The sequence below is a fragment of the Moritella sp. 5 genome, from assembly GCF_018219455.1.
GTDB lineage: Bacteria > Pseudomonadota > Gammaproteobacteria > Enterobacterales > Moritellaceae > Moritella.
Genome location: NZ_CP056122.1, coordinates 3,701,193 through 3,721,210, shown reverse-complemented (window position 1 = coordinate 3,721,210; position 20,018 = coordinate 3,701,193). Strand labels below are relative to the sequence as shown.

Here is a 20,018-nt window from a genome sequence, read left to right as displayed (position 1 = left end):
TGTGTTATTCACGGTATCAATAATATCAACTCCTGGTGTAGCTGGGTTGATCATGCTTAGCCATAAAAAGCCTTTCTTATCTAACCCTAGATAATTGATATGTTCATTACCTGTGCAGAGGATAAATGTAGCAGTGATAGGCACGCCGCTAATACGGGTGTTGGTCGTCGAAATAACATGGGTTCCCCAATGATGTTGGGGATGGCAGAATACAAAAAAACCATGTATGTGTTTATTGCCAAAAAGCAAAACAGAATAGGATTTTTCTATTCCGCTATCGCCCTCCGCAATACGGTAATATTTCAATAGGCCGGTATCGGGCTCTCAACATTCGTTGATTACCGTTGCGGGGGCAGCGTTGGTTTCACACCAAACTTCCCGTTTAACTCAATCCTTAATTGCGGTAACACGCTGTTTAATATTGAGCACCTACTGTAAGTCGCGGCACTTTAATGATAAACAATAATAAAAGCAACGCTGTTAACAATATAGATATGCAGTTGCACAAATTTTGTACGACTCATCAAGCATTAAGGTATTTTGGTTCAAACAAGATACTCATTTTAATCTCCATACTACTAATTTGGCGTTATAACGTTTCTTATCTAAAAAAGCATTCGATTTGCATAACTATCTGTTTGCACTGGTTTACATAGCCCTGTATTTACATAAATTTACAGTGTTAAAGGCTATTCTTTTCCTTTTCTTGGGTTGTTGCTCTTGGTTTTCTCTATTTGGCGCTCTTTAATATCGTCCGAGTGAGATGTTCATCATGAAGTTAAACTAATAATGTGACTGATGTTAAAAATACACAGGTAACCCTTCGTCAGCGCTTTAACCTTGTTATTTTTATGGTTATTGTTTAATGACTTTACTTACTAGCCTTCCTGTCATTACTGCGTGTGTCATTGCATTGTTGGTGTCAGTTATAAGTGAATAATAAGTATTTGTCATAACTTCAAGTTCTACGGAGTAACAGAATAATGTCAGAAAAAAGAAATCAAGATATAACAGAAGCTATGGACAGGCTGTTTACTATTAATGTCGATGGAATACAAATGTTGGCAACTGAAGGAGAAAGTGTACTTAGTACATTACTGGCATCTAGCGTTCGCCAGTTGATGAAAAATGATTACGGTGTTAAATCTGGGGCTTATTGCGGTATGGGTGTATGCCATTGCTGCCATCTACATATTGATGGCAAGCATAAACAGCGAGCATGTCAGACTATTGTAAAACCAGATATGCAAATCGAAACTGGGCGCAATATGGTACAGGAACAGGGTGGCAAACATGGCTAAGAAGATTGTGATTGTGGGTGCTGGTCCGGCGGGGATGTCTGCTGCGACAGAGTTAGCTCGAAATGGTATTTATAGCACTGTTATTGATGAAGCGCCAAAAGCAGGGGGCGTAATCTATCGTGGGCCATGGCGTAAAACGCCAGATATGCCGCATCTAGATGAGAAGCTAAAAGCTTCGATGGATAAGCTTCAGCAGGAATATCAACGTTATTCATCTTTTATTAATCTTCAAACCCAAACTCGAGTCCTTGGGCCATTAGGAAATAACAACCTGCTAATTACACATGACCAGCAACTCACTAATATTGAATATGATCAACTAATTCTGGCAACAGGCTGTCAGGAGCGGAGTATACCTTTTAAGGGCTGGCAGCTTCCGGGTGTCATGTTACTCGGTGCGATACAATTACAGCTAAAAAGTGGCTTAGTCAGACCGGGAAACAAAGTTGTAATAGTGGGTAGTGGACCACTTTTAGTACTAGTCGCTTGTCAGTTGCATAAAGCTGGCTGCCAAGTTGAAGCTATATATGAAGCTACAAAATTCAGTGCTATTGCCAAAGAAACGCTAGCGATGCTTAACCGCCCGCAACAGGTGCTCGATGGCTTATCTATGATGTGGTATCTCAAGCAACAAAAGATTCCTCTCCACTATGGTTGGGGCGTGGTGAAAGCAGAGGGTGTTAATCAGTTAAATGAAGTCATGGTGGCACCTTATGATGAGTCGTGGTTACCGGATAAATCAAAAGCGGTGACTCACACTGTAGATACTCTTGGTGTAGGCTATGGTTTTGCTGCTCGTTCACAATTAGCACAACTTTTGGAACTTGATGTGGAATATGATCACATGAGTGGAACTATCCCAAAAGTTGATAAATGGCAGCGGAGTAGTATGAGTGGAGTTCTATGTGCGGGAGATAGCGTAAAGGTCGCTGGTGCTGATGCCGCTATAACCGAAGGAATGATTGCTGCGAAAGCTGTCGCTTGTGAGCTAGGAGAGGTAGATCATGCAACTGCGGAACAATGCATTATTGCTTTGCATCGCACTCTTTCTCGCTTGTACCGATTCCGAAAGGCTTTCGATAATACAAGTCATCGTCAATTGGGGTTAGTGTCATTGCCGGATGATGAAACGGTTATTTGCCGTTGTGAACAAGTGAAGAAAAAAACCATAGACGAAGCAATTTCACAGGGATGCCGGGATATTGTAACGTTAAAGATGCGCACACGCGTCACGATGGGAGACTGTCAGGGAAAAACCTGTGCTCATTATTGTTATGACCGAATGAAGAAAGAAGGTTTTAGTAAAGAGGTTGGTTTAATTCGCCCAAGATTTCCATTAGATCCAATTCCATTTTCAGCGCTTATGGAGAACGAAGCATGAATACATATGACGTAGTAATTTGTGGAGGAGGTGTTATTGGAGCTTCTGTTGCCTACTTCCTTAGCCGCCAACGCGATTTAAAAATCGCACTGGTTGATTATAAGTATCCGGGTAATGCATCTCGAGCTTCAGCTGGAGGCTTGTGGTCTATGGGCGAATCAACTGGACTGGGTTGCGGCGTTATTCTATTTAAAACACTTTCTAAGCAGATGGAGGAATCTGCAACAGGTAAAACTCCTGAAATGAAACCACACATCATGCCAGAGCCATTTTTTGATATGGCAATGATGTCTAACGCAATGTATCCGTCTCTCTATAAAGAATTACTTGAAAAACATAATGTGGATTTCAAATTGGAACGGACTGGTCTTAAATTTGTTATGTTTGATCAATATGATCGTTTGTATGCAGAGCAGATTGCAGCTGCAGTACCGAATCGACAGGAGCATGTTCGCTGGGTTACTCAGGAAGAGCTACGTGCCGAGGAACCTCAGATTTCACCTGAAGCCATTGGTGCAATGGAGTTTGATTGTGATCATCAGATTAATCCCTATCGTCTTAACGAGGCGTATTTAGAAGCTGCGCGGCAAAATGGTGTCGAGTTATATTTGAATACGAAGGTGACTGGCGTAGAGCGAACGGGAAACAAAGTGACGGCGGTGAAGACTGAACAGGGTCAATTAAACTGCAAATTAATGGTTAACGCAGCAGGTGCTTGGGCTGAAACCATCTGTAAATTGGCGACAGGGTATGCACTTCCAGTCTTTCCTGTAAAAGGGCAGGTGGTGATTACTGAGAAACTACCCAAGATGTTAAACGGTTGTCTAACTACGAGTGATTGTTATATTGCGCAAAAAGATAATGGCGAGATCTTAATAGGCTCGACAACAGAAGAGTGCGGTTTTGACACTAGTAATAATATTCAGTATATCAAAGAGTTATCTATGGGTGCTCTGAAGTCAATTCCAGCTCTAAAAGAGATGAATATTAAACGTTGCTGGTCTGGATTGCGTCCTGGGTCTCCTGATGAGTTACCAATTATTGGTCCGGTACCTGGTGTAAAAGGTTACCTTAATGCTTGTGGTCATTTTCGTACAGGTATGTTGACGTCTGCGATCACAGGGAAGATTTTGGATGAACTTGTTCGCGGTCAGCCAACCTGTGTAGATATCAAACCATTCTCATATGAACGGTTCCTGAATGATGAAGGTAAGATGATTGGCGCATACCATTTAGAAACGGCTCTATAAAATTGTTTATTCGGGGGTGTTGTTGACAATTAAAGATGGGAATTTGCTATATCCTAGTATTTTGTTTATGACTATCTCGTTAAGCATAAAAAACTAAAAGGGGATGAACATATGTAGTTTTTCCCCTTTCGGTTTATTTTGTTCTACTAACTGGTATTTTATTAAAAATGGATGCCATTTTCTAGCGAACTGATACGCGCCAATGACAAGGTATCAATACCTTTTTCTGCGAGCATTGCTGCGCCACTTTGGAACGATTTTTCGAATAAGATACCGACACCGACTAATGTAGCTGTGGTCTGCTCAAGAATCGCTAGTGTCCCTTCAACCGCATTACCGTGTGCCAATACATCATCAATAAATAATACGCGGTCATTGTTATTAATGTGTTCAACATTGCAGTTCAATTCGTATGAGGTATTTTTAGTAAAGCTGAATACGTTAGTCGTTAATACATTCTCTGGGTCTAACATGCTACGCTTTTTCTTCATGACCACTAATGGCACATTGAGTTTTAATGCCACCAATGTTGAGATCGCAATACCACCGCTCTCAATCGTTAAAATACGGTCGATATTAGCATTTTGAAAGTGGATAGCTAATTGTGATGCACACCAGTCTAAAATCTGAATATCGATTTGCTTTGTTAAAAAGCTACTAGCGTCTAGAGCTACGTTGTTAACTGATTTTCCGTGTTCTAAAATCGCTTTTTCTAATAAATTCATGTGTCAGTCCCTAAATTATGAAATTGCTAAATAAACAACAAATAGTAGTGCGAGTGAGTAAATAATCGGGTGAACTTTTTTGCCGTCACCTTGTACTAACATGACGAAACAATAACTGATGAAACCCATTGCCATGCCGTTTGCAGGCGAGAAGGTTAACAAACTAAATACCATAATAAAGAATACAGGAATTGCTGACTCTTTCTTATCCCAGTTAACGTTTGCCAAATTCTTAATCATATAAATACCGATAACAACCAGTGCTGGTGCCACAATCGCAGATGTAAAGATTGAGAATACAGGAAATAAGAACATAGATATTAAGAACATCACGGCCACCGTGATCGCACTGATACCTGTTTTAGCCCCCAATGATGACGCGACTGCAGATTCTGAATAAGCGGTAATTGACGTCGTTCCTAATATCGTACCAATGATCGTACCGCCTGAATCAGCCACTAATGCCGATTTTGCGTTTGGTACTTTACCGTCTTTACCGATAATACCTGCATCACGGCCGACACCCACAATCGTGCTTAAACCATCGAAAAAATCGACAATAAAGAAGATCACAACTAAGAAAATTAAATCAGTCAGTTTTGGCATTGTTAGTTGTGACAAATCAAAGATAGCACCGAATGTGGGCGCTAAACTTGGCGGCATAGAAAATACTTCAGTTGGTAAGGTAATTAAGTTACTACCTAGGAAGTGATCGCTTAATAAACTTAAAATAATAGATGAGATGAATGAAATAACAGTCGCGAGTTTCATATCACGGACTAAACAGCCAATCGCAATAAAGATGCTGAATAGGGCGATAAACACTTTGGGATCGCTAGGATCACCCATACTGACTAAGGTAAATGGGTTACTTACAATGATACCGGCGTTACGTAAACCAAGAAAAGAAACAAATAAGCCCAGACCAACTGCAATACCGAGTTTTAAATCTTCAGGAATCGCATCAATCATCACCTTACGAGCCGGTGTTAAGCTTAAAATTAAATAGAGACAACCAGAAAGGAAAATAGCAAAGAGTGCTTCATGCCAAAGTAACGAGATACCGCCACCGAGTAAGATAGCTTTAAAGAAGCCGTTCATCGACATACCCGGCGCTAACATAATTGGGTATTTAGAAAACGCACCCATAATAAATGTTGCGATAGCTGCAGACAGTGCTGTCGCAGTAAATATCGAGCCTTTGTCTATCCCTTCGATGCTTCCTAAGATTGCCGGATTCACTGCTAAGATATAACTCATCGCTAAAAAGGTAATTAAACCCGCGTAGATTTCATTTTTTACAGTTGCGCCACGCGCAGACAGGAGGAAGTACTTGTCCATTAAACACCCATTACTATTTAGTTGGTTGATTTAAAATGACAATATTCCGAAGTATAAACTTGGGTAGGGGAACTATACCAGAAAAAAGGTACAATTATCCTGCTTCATTGTAGGTCTGAAATTTACGGTTTCAGAGTAGAGACTTAAGGCCCATATTGCCAAAATTATACAACGTCACATTGCTTGCGGGGCATCATAAAGATGTTGACGCGGTTGTCAATTTTTTTGTGCTATACGCTGATTCAAAACAGGCCGGTATCTATGATATAAACAGCCGATATTGTTAGGGTAGACTACTACTTATAGGGCGTTGAAGGGATTTAGGTATATAGTGGGATAATATTAAATATTTTTAATTTAACTGACCTTTTGGTCAATATTTGAACAAGACGATAATATGCTTTATATGTTCATATTTGACTAAATATTGGTGAACTTGTTGTTAATTTGAACTTTATTATGTCCTAAAACGAAAAATGGTGAGCCTAGGCTCACCATATCTATCAACTTTAAAAGAACCACTTTAACTTTTAAAAGAATTACTTTTTAAGTTCAGCAATTGCTTTAGTTAATTCGTCAACTTTAGCATTTAGCGTGTCAACTTTAGTGCTATCAACACCAGAAATTTTAGTGAACACTTGGTTTACGCGAGTTTCTAAAACATCTGTAGAGATTTTTTTATCAGATAATTTTGCTTTTGCTGATTCTTCAATCTTAGCGCCTTTAGCAACAAGTTCTTCGAATAATGTTGAAGATTTGTCTGAAACTCTGTTCGCTTCATCAATGCTTTTACCGTATGCACCAAGACCTGCTAGCCAAATATTTTTAGCGATTTCGTCTTTGCTGCTCCAAAGTTTTTTAGCTGTATCAACTACGTTTAATTGTGTCATGGTACTTATCCTTTCTGGGTGCGTTTCGATTTGATGTGGCCAGAATATGGTTTTAAATTAGAAAATGCATACAAATTGTGGATTTACTTTTATAGAAAATAAAGATTAATTTAGAATGGTTTTTCAGTCTAATTATGATTCACTTATTTGGTCGTAACCTGATTTTGTATTCGTAATTCAAACATGTATTTGTGTGATTATATGTAGGATGAGTGAAAGGGTGATGGGAACGATTTTTTATTCATATAATACTTATCAAGGCTCATAATTTTTGTTTATACATATTGTTAGTTATTAATTGAACAGCTATCTTAATTATTAATGACCATATGTTGTTTTTATGACCAGTTGCATTGTTATAACGAAAATTTAATTATATTCAATTCTGCTTTTTGAGGATGGTGACTATAATTCGGCGACTTAAATTTAATTGAGAGGCTAACAGTGGAATTCCAACAATTAATAAAAGATGGTCTAGCGCTTGTGTCACGGGTAAGACAAGAGATTAGTTTTATCCGTGGATGTAATTATACGCAAGCAAGTTTAGACATCTTACACACCGCTTCTTATAATTTGGCTTCTGCTGAAGATTTACTGAATTATGCCGATGAACTTGCCTTAAAACAGAATGATGCCGCAGGCGAAAAAGTGTTGATTGCCAGTGATGCAATCAAAAACGTACAGTCAATGTTATCCCGTAAATTTGATGCAGAACTCGACTGCGAAAGCCAACCTTGGTTTGATGATGTAAGCCGCCATATTGGTATATGTGCTTAACGAAAGATTGTTATATTCAAGTTAAAGTACGCGATAACCGTATCGATAAAAGCCAGTTACATTTTGTTTCTGGCTTTTTTGTATGCGTCATTCTACGTTAGTGGGCGCTAGTCACTTAATTTGTGACGCTCGGTTAAACCAAAGTCATCTAAGATGCCATAAAAAGCTGGTAGAATTAAGATCACTAACATGGTGGATGCTAGCAAACCAAAAATCAACGCCACAACCAGTGGAATAATCACCTGAGCTTGGATACTTTGTTCAAGTAATATTGGCATTAAGCCCGCTGCCGTTGTCGCCGTGGTAATTAAGATCGCACGAATACGGTGAGTTGTTGCATGTATTGCTGCTTGCCTAATGTTATTACTCTTGACTAAATCTTCTTTGATAAACTGTACTAACAAGATGGAGTTATTTACTACGATCCCGGCCAGTGACGTAAAGCCCAGCATTGACGGCATAGTTAGATCATAATTCAGCATGTAATGACCCCAGAATACCCCAATGAGTGCCAGTGGGATCGCAAGCATAACAATGACAGGTTCAACATAACTGCGGAACTGGAAGCTTAAGATCGCAAAGACCACGAACAGACCGATTGAGAAACTTTTTACCATTGAAGTACCAGTTTCAGCGGTGGATTCAACTTCCCCGCCTAAACGTACTTCAATGCCTGGGTATTTCTGTGTCAGGCTAGGGACGAAATCTTTCTGCATTTGCGTCATCAGTTCTACGGTATTGGCTTTTTCTTTATCAATGTCACCTTTTAACGACATCGTCCGGATATTATTAATACGGTTTAACTGACTGACACCACGGCCCCATTCTACTTTCACAATACTGGCAAGGGGTATTTGGCTACCATCAGCAAGTGTAAAAGGGAAATCTTCATAGTAAGCCAGATCAGAGCGGTAACGCTCGGCCAGCCTTACGTCTAATTCGACATTTTCACTGCCGATTTGTAACTCATCGACGGTGATACCAAAAAATGCCGCGCGCAGTTGCATCGCAATATCCTGTCCTGTGACACCAAACGTTTCAGCGCTAGGCAGCAGTGACATTCTCAGCTCGGGTTTACCATCACGAAGATTGCTGATAATGTTACTCACACCATTAAATTGTGACAGGTATTGTGCCAATTCATTACCTGCATCTTTCAACGTTTGAATACTAGGATGGCTGAGTTCAATATCAATCGCACGCCCAGCTGGTCCGATTGTCGGCTCGCGGACAATCAGGTTTGTCACACCGGGAATCACACCAATCTGTTGTTGCAGTGCAGCTAAATAATCGGCCATACGTGTCGAGCGTTTTTCTGATGTTAGCAGGTCAACAAAGATCGTGGCGACATGTTCACCTGTTTCGCCTGCGTCTGGATTCGCGCCACTTTGTACCGTGATATATTTAAGCAACGATTCATTATCGGGTTGCTCCCCAAACTTGGCACTGGTGATCTTAATATTTTTACTGATACGGGCTACTACTTTATCCGTTTTATGAAGGGGGGTGCCGGGTGGCATTAATACGGTGATCTGTACCCAATCACCTTCCACTTCGGGAAAGGCTGAAAAGCGCAGCATGCCACTGGATGCCAGCGATATTGTGCCGATGAACAAAACTATGATGCCTGCTGTGACCATATAACGACGGTCGACAATGGCACCAATTACTTTAGGTAAAATTGTAAACTGGAAGTATTCGAATTTTCTATTAAAACGACCTTTAAAACTGTTTTCTGCTACCTTGTCATCGGTATCTTTAATAGATGCGTACAAGTGATGTGGTAAGATCAAAAATGCTTCAACCAAAGATACACTTAAGGTGATAACTAAAGTTATTGGGATAACTTTGAGTACTTCACCCATGTCACCTTTAAGAAACGCCAGCGAACCAAAGATCGCAACTGTGGTTAAGAACGATGAAAACACCCCATTTTTAACCCGGTTAACCCCTTTGACTATACCTGCAAGTTTGTCTTCGGTTTTACTGAGTTCATGAGCGATACTTTCGGATAATACAATGGCATCATCCATTAACAGGCCGATAGCCACTAGCAGCGCCACCATTGACATCAGGTTTAAACTAATGCCCACCAATGACAGTACATACATACTGGCAAGGAAGGAGACTGGTAAGCCCATTGCAACCCAAATGGCGTAACGCCAAGGGAAAAATAACCACATCACCAAGAATACTAAAATGAACCCCTGCCAACCGTTTGATAACAGAAGTTCCAGGCGGTCTTTCGCGATCGAGGCAATGTTTTTTGTGAGCGAAAATTCAATACTATCCGGTGTGTTCAGTTTTTCGCTTACAATAAATTGTTGCACTTCTTCAAGTACATCCAGGGAGTCATCGGCTTTCGATTTTTTGATATCGAGCATGGTACCTTCTTTACCATTGACCGATATTTTTGATTCGTCTAGTTCAAAGCGTCGGGTGATTGTGGCGATGTCTTTTAACTGAACTTTACTGCCATCTTCATTACTTAAAACAATGATCTCACCGAGTTCGCGTGGGGTATAACGCTGTGCATCGAAACGTAATAGGATCGTGCTGCTGAGGGTATTTAAGTTACCACTGGGCATTTTCACATTTTGTTTGGTGATCTGATTTGCCACGTCCTGTACTGATACATTGAGTTGACGTAGGGCGATTAAATCAAGTTCGACGCGCAGTTGTGGATCAGAGAAACCATTGATCTCAACTTGGGCAATACCTTTTAAGTGTTTTAGACGGCGCTTAACATCTTCTGCATACAGTTTGAGTGCTTGTTTATCCATGTCACTGTAAATAACCAAACTGACCACACTGTCATATGTCAGGAGTTCTTTTACAATGGTCGTTTCCACTTCATCAGGGAACTGGTCAATGGCATCGACTTCGGTTTTAATATCCGAAATAAAGGTTGTGCCATTACCGTCATGGGTCATTTCCGCAGTCGTTACCGCTAAACCTTCACTGGCACTACAGGTGAGTTTTTTGAGGTTGTTGATCCCATCAAGGGCATCTTCCATTGGCAAACAAATTGCCTGTTCTACATCTTCAGGGCTTGCGCCTGGGTAGGGTACAGTAATTTGCGCGATAGTTACTGAAAAGTCTGGAAAGGTTTCACGCTTCATATCTGAAATGGTGATAGCACCGAGCGCTAAAAACATCGCCATAATTAAGTTGGCAGCAGTTGGATGTCTGGTAAAGAACTGGATCATTCTTCTTTATCCTCTGTCCACACTGTCGGCGCGAGTTTTAAGCCATTGGCAACAGGGATAATGTCAGATAATACCACTTGTTGACCAGCTTTAAGGCCATCTGCTTTAATGGCGGCGACTTGATCGCGAATAAACAGCACATCAACAGTTAGTAATTGCAGTCTGCTATCTGAATCCATGAGGTATAAGCGATTATTATGCAAGGCAGCTAATGGTACGGTTAATTGTGGTTGTGCTTGGCCGTTTACGGTTACTTCGACAAACATACCTGAGATGATCGGACTGTCATTGGGGGCATTACGTTTAATGAATTCAAGAAAATCAAAGTCAGCTTCAACGACTAAGCCAGCAGTACCTAAGCGGGCATCTATTTCACCCAGAATCCGAGTTACCTTACCTTGCCAATGTGTCTCAGATGATGAATTACGTAACGTAATACGAGCGGTTAAATTAGCGATCGCGATATCTGGAACTGCGTTAAGATTATCTAATACATCTTGGTCTTGTTTTAAGCTGTGTATGAGGCGACTGAGTTGGCTGGCGGGCATTTTCGCTTCGACTTCTAATTTCGACACGTCATGGGCCAAGATTAGACTGGTGCCTGCAGACACAAATTGTCGCAGTTCGGCGCTAACATCAATAATACGACCGTTAAATGGCATGGTAATGATGGTATTGTCTAAATCCAGTCGTGCTTGTTCGATTTGGCTTTGCGCTTGAGCTACTTGTGCTTGTAGTGCTTTTTTACGGGTTGGAAGTTGACTTACTTGTGCTTTTAAATCATTTAATTGTAGTTGGGTATTGTATACGATACGTTCTTGCTGCTCTAAGCTTGACGCCGAGATAGTACCTTTTTTGTTTAGTTTGAGATTACGTTGGTATTCTTTTTTTTCCAGCGCAAGGGTTTTGCTTTCGACTTGGTATGAACGCGTTAAGCGCAGCTCTTCAATATCGAGATTTTCAACTTCAGCGTTAATACTGTCTAAGTTCGCCTGTGCAGTTGTTAGATTTAATTCATACGAAGTTGGGTCGATACGCAGTAGTTCTACACCTTCATTGATAAAGGTACCTCGTTGTAGCCGTTCGTTTTTGTAAATAACTTTACCACTGACTTCAGATATAGCTTGCCACTTGTTCTTCGCAACCACATGGCCATAGCCTTTTACTGCGGGTGCAATGTTTTGCTCTCGAATTTGGGTCACATAAACACTGTGTGCAGGTTCTATCGCTTCTAATGCAACGTCTTCTTTCATCATGAAATTATTAATGGCCATGATACCTAGCCCAGCAGCAATGCCGAGTGGTAGCCACAGTAGCTTATACTTCTGCATTGTATTGATCCGTTGTAATTGAATTGATTAACATATTATAGTTCTGTTGGGCGAGATTGTGATAAAACTGCATGTCTAAATCGGTGGGGGTTAATTGTTGTAATAAAGGTTTAAATGCACAAGGGAAGACACATAAACTTAGAATTTGAATCGTTAATAACTCCGGATCTAGTTCCGATTTTATATCACCTTTAGTTTGCAGTTTAGTGAGCATCGTTTTGATTAATTTGAAGGATTGCTGTGGCCCTTCTTGAATAATATGCGCTTTAAGCTGCGGGTTGTCGTTACTGATCATGTTACGTCTGATGATGTGGTGTAAGCTTTTATTTTCTTGAACCGTCGTATAATAAAGTATAAATATATCATGTAGATTATGTAATGTTGGTTTGGCGACATGCTGTTTGAAAATATCTAATATTGGCTGGCGATATTGCGACATAGCGGCATGAAACAACCCTTCCTTATTTTGGAAGTAATAGCGGATCATCGCTGGAGTCGTATTAGCTGTGATTGCAATTTTTCGGGTACTGACTTGGTTGTATTCATTATCGGCGAATAGCTCAAATGCCACCGTCATTAAATGCAGGCGGACATTGGTGTCGGAAGATTTTGTGGGTCTACCTATGTGACGAATCGGGGGCTTATTTTTGCTATCGTTATTATCCATTTCTACATCACCATTAATTAGTCAGATGGATAATTCTGAACTTTTTTGAATAAATTATCCAGATGATTAATTTCCCATTTTTACCGTTTTGGGTGAATTAGTTTGTTAGCAGGTGATTTTAAGTAAATGCCGAATACGTCGAGATACCAACTTTTCAATACCAGTGCTAATTAATTTTTTATCATCTTTGACGAAAAATACTGTCCTTTAGGGCGGTGATATAAGTCATCATTACGCAGCAATAAGCACCCTGTGTTGTGAGTAACATTGATATATTTTCATATCGAGCCTAGATTTATAATTTAGCCTCTGCCTATGTATGGATACCGTAATATAAGGAGCTGATAATTGAAACTTATTACGTATAAATACAGGTTTACCCAAACAATAAGCAGGTGAAAATATACGTACGTAATGTTCTATATTTCACGCTAGATTAATGTTAACTCTATTATTTTAAACGGTAATTTCTGTTTTTATAGTTGTGACTGTAAAGAAAGTTTAATTACAGTCAACTTCTGTAAAGTAAGGTAATTGTCATTTTACAAAGAGGATCTAGTGAGTTTTTTTTTATTTATTTTAATCTTTATTTATTATTAGTTTATCTTCCATCAATCCTAATTTTTGGATTATGAACTACCGAACCTAATATGAGTGCCTATTGATATGTTTTTTTTAAAGACTAAGCTGCGCAAGTGAAATAACAACTCAAACTCAAACATAAATTAGGAAAACTAATGAATATAAGTAAACATACTATAGTAGCTTCATTGCTATCTTCACTTCTTATGGGCTGTGGCGGAAGTGGCGGTGGCGGCGGAAGTAGCACTAAAGATTCTGATCGTGTCCTTCAGTATAACTTTGATAATATTGTTTCAGAATTTTTAGGCGCAGGTATAGATTATAAGTTGACAACGGGGCAAGTTAACTCGGCTTCGGATCAAGACACGGTGAAAGCGTATAACAAGCAAGGAGTTCAAGTTGAATCTTTTAGTATAACTCCAACCATGCTAGCGAGTAATACATGTGCTCAACAACCAGAACCGTTGAATCTAGAAAAAGGTAGTTCTCGCTTTAACATATCTCCTATTGGTAGTGATGGTTCTCGCCGTGTCGTTAACTTTAAGAACTTACCAAAAAAGTATCAACCTAATTTTACAGATAAATGTGAGTACCAAAATTATAGTCTTCATGGACGTTATATTATCGGAAGTTCAAACGAAAAATTAACTGATCTAGGTGAGAACGAAGAGGTAGTAAACCCTACTGATTTGGTGTCTTTAGCTGATATGAGCAGATTACTATCTCTCTCTATACCTAATTTGGAAAAACCACTTTCAAAGTACATGAGCAGAGAAGTAAATATGTCTGATCATGAATTTATTGTCAACAAGGATAGTGGTGCTGTAAGAGTATTCGATACTGATCTTAACCAATATGTTAATCTTGACGGTACAAAAAATATACAATGGCAATTTTATGGTGAAAACTATCTAATTTCATCATTCTTACGTACCAAGGTAGTTGTCTATGACATTGAAAATAGAAAGCTTATCGATGGTGCGTCCTTTAACGTTATCGCAAATTTTGGGGCTAAACTGGAAGATTTAGCGGACCAAGAGATTGTAACTAGTTATGGCATCTTTCCTGACAGCATTAATGTTAAAGGATTACCTTTTAAATTTGTCTACGATAAACCTGAAAATGAGAATAAAGTATATGTACTTAAGCAGGGTGTATGGGTAATAGCTACTGACGGAGAACCTGATCAACTTCCAGTACTAACTACTTTTTTTGACAATTTAAAAGGCAATGTATCACAATTTGATTATGATTTAACTAATGATAATTTTTATGCAACATATAAGCTGAGTGGTGGTGGATTTACAGTTAAGACTAGTACACTAGATAAGTTAATGAGTACACCTAATATAGATGATATAGATGATATAGATGACATCAAGATTATTACTGGTTTTCCTGATGAGAAAATCGGTATACAGAAGATCAACGGTAGTGTGGTCGTGAAATCACATAAACGCGACCAGAACAAAAGAACGGACACTTTTTACATGATTAAGGATAATGATAAATCTCCTCTTGGTGGTATTAGTACTGAGAATATGAAGAGTATTGAAGCTTCATCTCACAATTAAAGATGAAAAGCAAGTAACTGTGTTTCCTACGGTTTAGGAAACACAGTTACTCTTGAAAAGAATATTCCGTTGTTTAATCACCTAGCCAATCGCAAGTTTAGTTTCTGCGTAGCGCAGTTTTTTTGTTCTTGGACTCGCGAGAAAGTAAGCGAGCGTCAATGGACCCAAGCGTCCCATAAACATCATGAAAATGATAATGAGCTCACCTGATTCGGAAAGATTGCCTGTTAAACCTCGAGATAAGCCGACGGTACCCAAAGCGGAAACAGCTTCAAAAACAATATCAATCATGGGTGCATCCTCACTGAGTAACAATGCAAAAATGGCTAACCAAGTGACCCCCACCGATATCATCGTAAGCGCCAGTGCTTTACTCACAGTGTCTTTAGCTATTTCACGTTTAAATACATAGATCGATTCATCACGACGTAAATAACTATATGTCGCCATAATCAGTAACATAAAAGTGACTACTTTTATTCCGCTGGCAGTACTTGACGACCCCCCACCAATGAACATTAATACTAGCATTATGGCTGTGGTTGCATCCTCAAGCTGGTCAATCGCTAAGGTATTAAAACCTGCTGTACGAGGGCTGACAGCCTGAAACCAAGATGCTAACCACTTTCCCAGTTCGCTGAGTGGCGCTAAGGTATTTGGGTTATTGTATTCAATCAGATAGATGGTAATAACGGCGACCGCATTGATGAATATTGTACCTGTAATCATCATTCGGCTATAAACGGTCAAACGTGACCAGCGTCGGTTACGGCGTAGATCGGTCCAGACTGAAAATCCAAGACCGCCGATAATGAGTAGCCCTGTAATCGTCAGGTTAACAACAGGATCTGCGACATAAGGCATTAAACTATCTGCACTCAAGGCAAAACCAGCATTGTTAAATGCGCTGATAGTATAGAAAAATCCATGGAACAAACTGGTTGTCCAACCCAATTCGCCACTCCAGTATACCGAGAGAATCACCATACCAATGAGTTCTACGAATAATGAAAAGGCCAATACCGACTTGGCTGTGGATGCTAATGTTGAGGTGTCGGTTTGGTTAAAGGCTTCTCTTGCCACTGTGCATTGCAAAAAACCGATTTTTCCGCCCAGAGCAATCAGTGTGACAATCGCGAACGTCATTAATCCCAGACCACCACATTGGATCAATAACGCAATAATGGTTTGACCAAATGGCGTGAATGCCGTTCCCGTATCAACCACAACCAACCCTGTGACCGTCACCGCTGATGTTGCTGTAAAAAGACTTTGCAACCAAGAAATAGGTTCTAGTGTTGCCATCGGTAATTTCAGTAAACAGGTTCCAAGCAGAATTAAAAGTGCAAAACTGCCACTCAAGATGAGCGGTGGTGCGCCAAGTAACTTTTTACCCGCTTTGGGCTTACGCTCAACGGGTGACATTGAAGGATGCCATAACACCACGTTACACCAACCTTGGAGCTATGTTCTTTAGTTCTGTTCGTGTACCACACAACAATAGCGTGTCATTCACATGCAATACAAAATCATCATGAATGTGAGTGAAAACTTCCTGTTCTCGATTAACTAAAACCGCACGTACATTACTTCGAGTATTACCAAGCACTTGCGAGATCGGCTTATCATGCAGTGCGGATTTTATGTGAATTTCGACTACATAAAATCCATGGCCTATGGATAGATAATTATTCACCATAGGGTAATTAAGGGCTTGAGCGACACGAACCCCCATTTCTTCTTCTGGGTGAATTATCCGTGACACCCCGAGTTTTGACACTATCGTATGGTGGGCTTTCGTACTTGCTTTAACCCAGATGCCTTTTACGCCAAGATTCTTTAATGCGAGTGTGCAAAGCAGGCTGGACTGCATGTCTTTTCCTATTGCAACGAGCACGGCTTCACTGTTTGCAAGGTCTAATTCACTTAGCACACTTTCGTCGGTAGCATCACAGATTACTGCTTGAGTCAGTTCCTCTACGTACTTTTCAACAATTTTAGGATCTGTGTCGACCCCTGTTACTGTGTGGCCAAGATGAATTAATTCCAAGCTGGCAGAGATGCCAAACCGTCCCAAACCAATAACTGTAAAATGAGCCATAATGACTGCCTTTTCTATTTTCCAAAAGTGATAAAGAAGCACCCGGAGGCGCTGCTCGGTATCGTTATGTTAAGTAAATAAAATGAAATGTGTTCTAGGATCAATGACGTTCGGCATTATCTGAGATTAAGCGGTAGCCCAGTCCAGATTCTGTCTTTATGAGTTGTTGCAAATCGGCGCTGTCGCTCAGTTTTTTACGCAACTGACTCACTAATATGCGTAAATAATGCGTATCACTGCGATGCGTATGTCCCCAAATGTCCTCAAGTAATTCTGTTTGTTTCACTAGTTTTCCAGGCTGGTTCATTAGCTTTTCAACGAAAGCAAATTCCTTTTTGGTTAAGGCGACCTCTTTACTATCCAGCCATACTTGATTAGTACTTTTCTGTAATTGAAGTCGGTCACTGACGAGTATATCTGAGCAAGACGCTTCATCGACCAAATCACGAACAAGCACTTTAATGCGCACGATCAGTTCTTTAATGCCGAAAGGTTTGCTCAAGTAATCATTAGCTCCTGCTTCTAATAGGCGTACCTTTTCTGCTTCCTGATCTCTTGCTGTTAGGATAAGCACAGGTGTTTTAACGGTTTGACGAATAGACTGCAAAAATTGAGTACCATCCCCATCAGGTAGTCCTAGATCAAGCACAATTATATGCGGTTGCTCCCGATGGAAAATATCCAGCGCTGATTTAATCGATGTTGCACCAATATAGTCGAAACCTTCCGCTGCTAATGAGATACGAATAAAAGTATGAATTTGTGATTCATCATCGACCACCAATACTTTATAAGTCATTTATTGCTCCTCTTTAGTGATGGGTAAACGTATACGAATGAGACAGCCATGAGTCACGGGTATCGCTTCAACATTACCGTTATGAGCGGTCAGAATACCCTTAGCGACGGCTAACCCTAGTCCGGTGCCACTATCATTATTTTTGTGCGTATTCTCGCTATAAAACAAGTCAAAAATATGTGCAGCTTGATCAATCGTAATACCGTCGCCTTCATCTTGAATGTCTAAAATGACCTCATTACCTACTTGGTAGGCGTTGATATTGACCATGTTGTCTGAAGGGGTGTAACGGAGTGCATTATCTAATACATTAAAGATAGCCTGTTCAATCAAGGAACTACTTATCTGCAACGTGGATAATGGCGCTGCTGCGATGAGCTTGATACGTTGTCGTGATTCTGGAAAGCGATCGATAGTTTGGCTAACGACGTTTAAAATGGAATCGGCACTTTTATTGAATCTAAGTGCGCCGTGCTGCAATTTGGTTGCCTGCAGCAGATTTTCTATGTATTGATGCAGTCGATGGCTTTCTGCTGTTGCGCTGTCTAACAACTCTATTTTTTCGCTCTCACTGAGCTTTTCCATATACTCTTTTAAGGTCGTTAGTGTACCTATGATAGTCGCTAGCGGCGTGCGTAAATCATGTGAAACCGAGAGTAGGATGCTGTTTCTAAGCTGAGTTTGTTTTAACTCATTTTTTTGACGTTGATAATGCTCCGCCAATTGACTCGCTGTCAGTGCAACAATGACAAATACCAGAAGATTCACTATATCGTCCATATTAAACATCTGTAATGAATAACGCGGAGTCGTGAATAAGAGATTGAAACTCACGGCTTCGAAGATAGCAGCAAAATAAGCAAACTTCGCGTTACACCGTAAGGCTACAATCACCACGGCTAATTGCAAAATAAGTAATACTGCAATCGTTGCACCGAACAGCAGATCAATGATAACGCTACTTAATAGCGCGCTAATTAATATAACGAACGTGAAAAAGACGAGGTTAGAACGCCAATACTTGTACATCATACAAACAGGCCATAAAGAATGATTTGTAAATACTGTAGCAAATTAGTGCCAGTTGTTCGCGTAAAGAAAGCGTAAAATTAGTGATTCTTCATGATGTTAATCTGATAGTTAAACACGTGTAATCGTTGTTACTTAATAATTAATTATCGTTAATCGATAATTAGTTATTGAGATTCACTTGTTTTTTCCTTAGTATCCAGTTATCTACTTAACAGGATCACTCATTATGTCCAAGATTCAAAAGCAAAGCCGTCGTGCTCGTATATTTTTTCAAAGCCTTTTTGTGTTCACCCCAATAGCCGTATGTTATTACTGGCTAACGGTTGAAACATCATATGATTTTCTTACATCGTTAGGGGCCATTCAAATCACGCATAACATCGATAGTTACACACAATTACCGCTAACGTTAACAACGCGAATATTAGCCATGATCGCTAGCTTATTTTTATGCAGTATCATTATGTATGCGCTTAAGGTACTGATTAATTTATTTCGTAGCTACGAACGGAATGATATTTTCACACTCGATAATGTGATGAGCTATCAAAAACTAGGCTACAGCTTATTCTATTGGGTTGGTGCTTCTGTCGCTTACGGCACACTAATGTCGCTTATCTTGTCATTTAATAATCCCCCTGGTGAACGTATGGTTTCAGTTGGATTTTTAGGGGTGGATTTTTTAACATTAGTACTTGGCTTTATTATCTTGATTATTTCATGGGTGATGAAGGAAGGTTATATTCTTGCCGCTGAAAATAGCCATACAATTTAAGGAGCCGAGATGACTATTTGTATTAATTTAGATGTAATGATGGCTAAGCGAAAAATGCGCTTAAAAAGCTTGGCTGAAGCTGTTGGTATCACAGAGGCAAACTTGTCAATTTTAAAAAACGGTAAAGCGAAAGCGGTCCGGCTATCAACACTCGACAAGCTTTGTGAAGTACTAGAATGCCAGCCTGGCGACATTCTTGAGTTTGAAGTTAACAAAAGCGATAACGCCAGTTCAGAAACGGTTTAAACCGGAGCTATAGATGACAGTTTTAAAAATGAAGACT

General features: G+C 39.9%; 17 protein-coding genes and 2 riboswitches. Of the genes, 7 read left to right on the top strand and 10 right to left on the bottom strand.

The features are described 5' to 3' along the window. Positions 1-306: 306 nt before the first annotated feature. Positions 307-432, bottom strand: a riboswitch (cobalamin riboswitch). Between the two features lie 551 nt (positions 433-983). Genes HWV01_RS16545 through HWV01_RS16535 form a run of 3 tightly spaced genes read left to right on the top strand, consistent with a single transcriptional unit; the run spans position 984 to position 3,932 of the window. After that, a complete protein-coding gene (locus HWV01_RS16545; protein WP_211672589.1) occupies positions 984-1,301 on the top strand; it encodes a 2Fe-2S iron-sulfur cluster-binding protein in 318 nt (105 codons plus the stop codon). A gap of 13 nt (positions 1,302-1,314) precedes the next feature. Then, positions 1,315-2,682, top strand: coding sequence for an FAD/NAD(P)-binding oxidoreductase (locus HWV01_RS16540; RefSeq protein ID WP_249185349.1), 1,368 nt, complete (start codon positions 1,315-1,317; stop codon positions 2,680-2,682). After that, complete coding sequence (locus HWV01_RS16535; RefSeq protein WP_211672587.1) at positions 2,679-3,932, top strand: FAD-binding oxidoreductase; 1,254 nt, start codon at positions 2,679-2,681, stop codon at positions 3,930-3,932. Before HWV01_RS16540 ends, HWV01_RS16535 begins: the two co-directional genes overlap by 4 nt. Before the next feature lie 161 nt (positions 3,933-4,093). Here HWV01_RS16535 and HWV01_RS16530 read toward each other — a convergent pair whose 3' ends face one another. The 3 genes from HWV01_RS16530 to HWV01_RS16520 all read right to left on the bottom strand — a co-directional run bounded on the left by HWV01_RS16530 (position 4,094) and on the right by HWV01_RS16520 (position 6,888). Further along, a complete protein-coding gene (locus HWV01_RS16530) occupies positions 4,094-4,657 on the bottom strand; it encodes a xanthine phosphoribosyltransferase (RefSeq protein ID WP_211672586.1) in 564 nt (187 codons plus the stop codon). A 15-nt stretch (positions 4,658-4,672) separates the two neighbouring features. Next, complete coding sequence (locus HWV01_RS16525; protein ID WP_211672585.1) at positions 4,673-5,998, bottom strand: NCS2 family permease; 1,326 nt, start codon at positions 5,996-5,998, stop codon at positions 4,673-4,675. 90 nt (positions 5,999-6,088) lie between these two features. Further along, positions 6,089-6,190: riboswitch (purine riboswitch) on the bottom strand. Between the two features lie 347 nt (positions 6,191-6,537). Then, a complete protein-coding gene (locus HWV01_RS16520) occupies positions 6,538-6,888 on the bottom strand; it encodes a phasin family protein (protein ID WP_045109495.1) in 351 nt (116 codons plus the stop codon). A gap of 444 nt (positions 6,889-7,332) precedes the next feature. Here HWV01_RS16520 and HWV01_RS16515 point away from each other — a divergent pair, with 444 nt between their 5' ends. Then, positions 7,333-7,665 (top strand): hypothetical protein, encoded by a 333-nt coding sequence (locus HWV01_RS16515; protein ID WP_211672584.1) that lies wholly within the window; start codon positions 7,333-7,335, stop codon positions 7,663-7,665. Between the two features lie 107 nt (positions 7,666-7,772). On the opposite strand, the gene HWV01_RS16510 is transcribed toward HWV01_RS16515, so the two are convergent. The 3 genes from HWV01_RS16510 to HWV01_RS16500 are packed head-to-tail and all read right to left on the bottom strand — an operon-like array spanning position 7,773 to position 12,872. Then, on the bottom strand, positions 7,773-10,874 hold the full coding sequence (locus HWV01_RS16510; RefSeq protein WP_211672583.1) for an efflux RND transporter permease subunit: 3,102 nt from the start codon (positions 10,872-10,874) through the stop codon (positions 7,773-7,775). Continuing rightward, positions 10,871-12,205, bottom strand: a complete 1,335-nt coding sequence (locus HWV01_RS16505) for an efflux RND transporter periplasmic adaptor subunit (RefSeq protein WP_211672582.1) — start codon at positions 12,203-12,205, stop codon at positions 10,871-10,873. The genes HWV01_RS16510 and HWV01_RS16505 overlap by 4 nt, the downstream gene beginning before the upstream one ends. Next, positions 12,192-12,872: a TetR/AcrR family transcriptional regulator gene (locus HWV01_RS16500; protein WP_211672581.1), complete on the bottom strand. Its 681-nt coding sequence runs from the start codon at positions 12,870-12,872 to the stop codon at positions 12,192-12,194. The genes HWV01_RS16505 and HWV01_RS16500 overlap by 14 nt, the downstream gene beginning before the upstream one ends. Positions 12,873-13,609: 737 nt before the next feature. On the opposite strand from HWV01_RS16500, the gene HWV01_RS16495 reads away from it, so the two are divergent. Beyond that, on the top strand, positions 13,610-15,028 hold the full coding sequence (locus HWV01_RS16495) for a hypothetical protein (RefSeq protein ID WP_211672580.1): 1,419 nt from the start codon (positions 13,610-13,612) through the stop codon (positions 15,026-15,028). A gap of 81 nt (positions 15,029-15,109) precedes the next feature. On the opposite strand, the gene HWV01_RS16490 is transcribed toward HWV01_RS16495, so the two are convergent. The 4 genes from HWV01_RS16490 to HWV01_RS16475 form a co-directional block, all read right to left on the bottom strand. Beyond that, positions 15,110-16,474 carry a TrkH family potassium uptake protein gene (locus HWV01_RS16490; protein WP_211672579.1) on the bottom strand — a complete coding sequence of 455 codons (1,365 nt, stop codon included), beginning with the start codon at positions 16,472-16,474 and terminating at the stop codon, positions 15,110-15,112. A gap of 1 nt (position 16,475) precedes the next feature. Further along, positions 16,476-17,129 (bottom strand): TrkA family potassium uptake protein, encoded by a 654-nt coding sequence (locus tag HWV01_RS16485; RefSeq protein ID WP_211672578.1) that lies wholly within the window; start codon positions 17,127-17,129, stop codon positions 16,476-16,478. 100 nt (positions 17,130-17,229) lie between these two features. Then, the gene (locus tag HWV01_RS16480; protein ID WP_211672577.1) at positions 17,230-17,928 is read right to left on the bottom strand and encodes a response regulator transcription factor; all 699 of its coding nucleotides are present in this window, start codon (positions 17,926-17,928) and stop codon (positions 17,230-17,232) included. Next, on the bottom strand, positions 17,929-18,957 hold the full coding sequence (locus tag HWV01_RS16475; RefSeq protein ID WP_211675887.1) for an ATP-binding protein: 1,029 nt from the start codon (positions 18,955-18,957) through the stop codon (positions 17,929-17,931). It abuts the gene before it with no gap. Positions 18,958-19,186: 229 nt separating this feature from the next. Between HWV01_RS16475 and HWV01_RS16470 the strand changes: the two genes are divergently transcribed. Both HWV01_RS16470 and HWV01_RS16465 read left to right on the top strand, forming a co-directional pair. Further along, on the top strand, positions 19,187-19,735 hold the full coding sequence (locus HWV01_RS16470) for a DUF2975 domain-containing protein (RefSeq protein WP_211672576.1): 549 nt from the start codon (positions 19,187-19,189) through the stop codon (positions 19,733-19,735). A gap of 9 nt (positions 19,736-19,744) precedes the next feature. Continuing rightward, the gene (locus tag HWV01_RS16465) at positions 19,745-19,981 is read left to right on the top strand and encodes a helix-turn-helix transcriptional regulator (RefSeq protein ID WP_211672575.1); all 237 of its coding nucleotides are present in this window, start codon (positions 19,745-19,747) and stop codon (positions 19,979-19,981) included. The last annotated feature ends 37 nt before the right edge of the window (positions 19,982-20,018 follow it).

Excerpts from the sequence above, each read along its gene's own strand:
- HWV01_RS16545 (WP_211672589.1), top strand. The coding sequence starts at position 984 with ATGTCAGAAAAAAGAAATCAAGATATAACAGAAGCTATGGACAGGCTG.
- HWV01_RS16535 (WP_211672587.1), top strand. The coding sequence starts at position 2,679 with ATGAATACATATGACGTAGTAATTTGTGGAGGAGGTGTTATTGGAGCT.
- HWV01_RS16530 (WP_211672586.1), bottom strand. The coding sequence starts at position 4,657 with ATGAATTTATTAGAAAAAGCGATTTTAGAACACGGAAAATCAGTTAAC.
- HWV01_RS16525 (WP_211672585.1), bottom strand. The coding sequence starts at position 5,998 with ATGGACAAGTACTTCCTCCTGTCTGCGCGTGGCGCAACTGTAAAAAAT.
- HWV01_RS16520 (WP_045109495.1), bottom strand. The coding sequence starts at position 6,888 with ATGACACAATTAAACGTAGTTGATACAGCTAAAAAACTTTGGAGCAGC.
- HWV01_RS16510 (WP_211672583.1), bottom strand. The coding sequence starts at position 10,874 with ATGATCCAGTTCTTTACCAGACATCCAACTGCTGCCAACTTAATTATG.
- HWV01_RS16505 (WP_211672582.1), bottom strand. The coding sequence starts at position 12,205 with ATGCAGAAGTATAAGCTACTGTGGCTACCACTCGGCATTGCTGCTGGG.
- HWV01_RS16500 (WP_211672581.1), bottom strand. The coding sequence starts at position 12,872 with ATGGATAATAACGATAGCAAAAATAAGCCCCCGATTCGTCACATAGGT.
- HWV01_RS16495 (WP_211672580.1), top strand. The coding sequence starts at position 13,610 with ATGAATATAAGTAAACATACTATAGTAGCTTCATTGCTATCTTCACTT.
- HWV01_RS16485 (WP_211672578.1), bottom strand. The coding sequence starts at position 17,129 with ATGGCTCATTTTACAGTTATTGGTTTGGGACGGTTTGGCATCTCTGCC.
- HWV01_RS16480 (WP_211672577.1), bottom strand. The coding sequence starts at position 17,928 with ATGACTTATAAAGTATTGGTGGTCGATGATGAATCACAAATTCATACT.
- HWV01_RS16475 (WP_211675887.1), bottom strand. The coding sequence starts at position 18,957 with ATGTACAAGTATTGGCGTTCTAACCTCGTCTTTTTCACGTTCGTTATA.
- HWV01_RS16470 (WP_211672576.1), top strand. The coding sequence starts at position 19,187 with ATGTCCAAGATTCAAAAGCAAAGCCGTCGTGCTCGTATATTTTTTCAA.
- HWV01_RS16465 (WP_211672575.1), top strand. The coding sequence starts at position 19,745 with ATGACTATTTGTATTAATTTAGATGTAATGATGGCTAAGCGAAAAATG.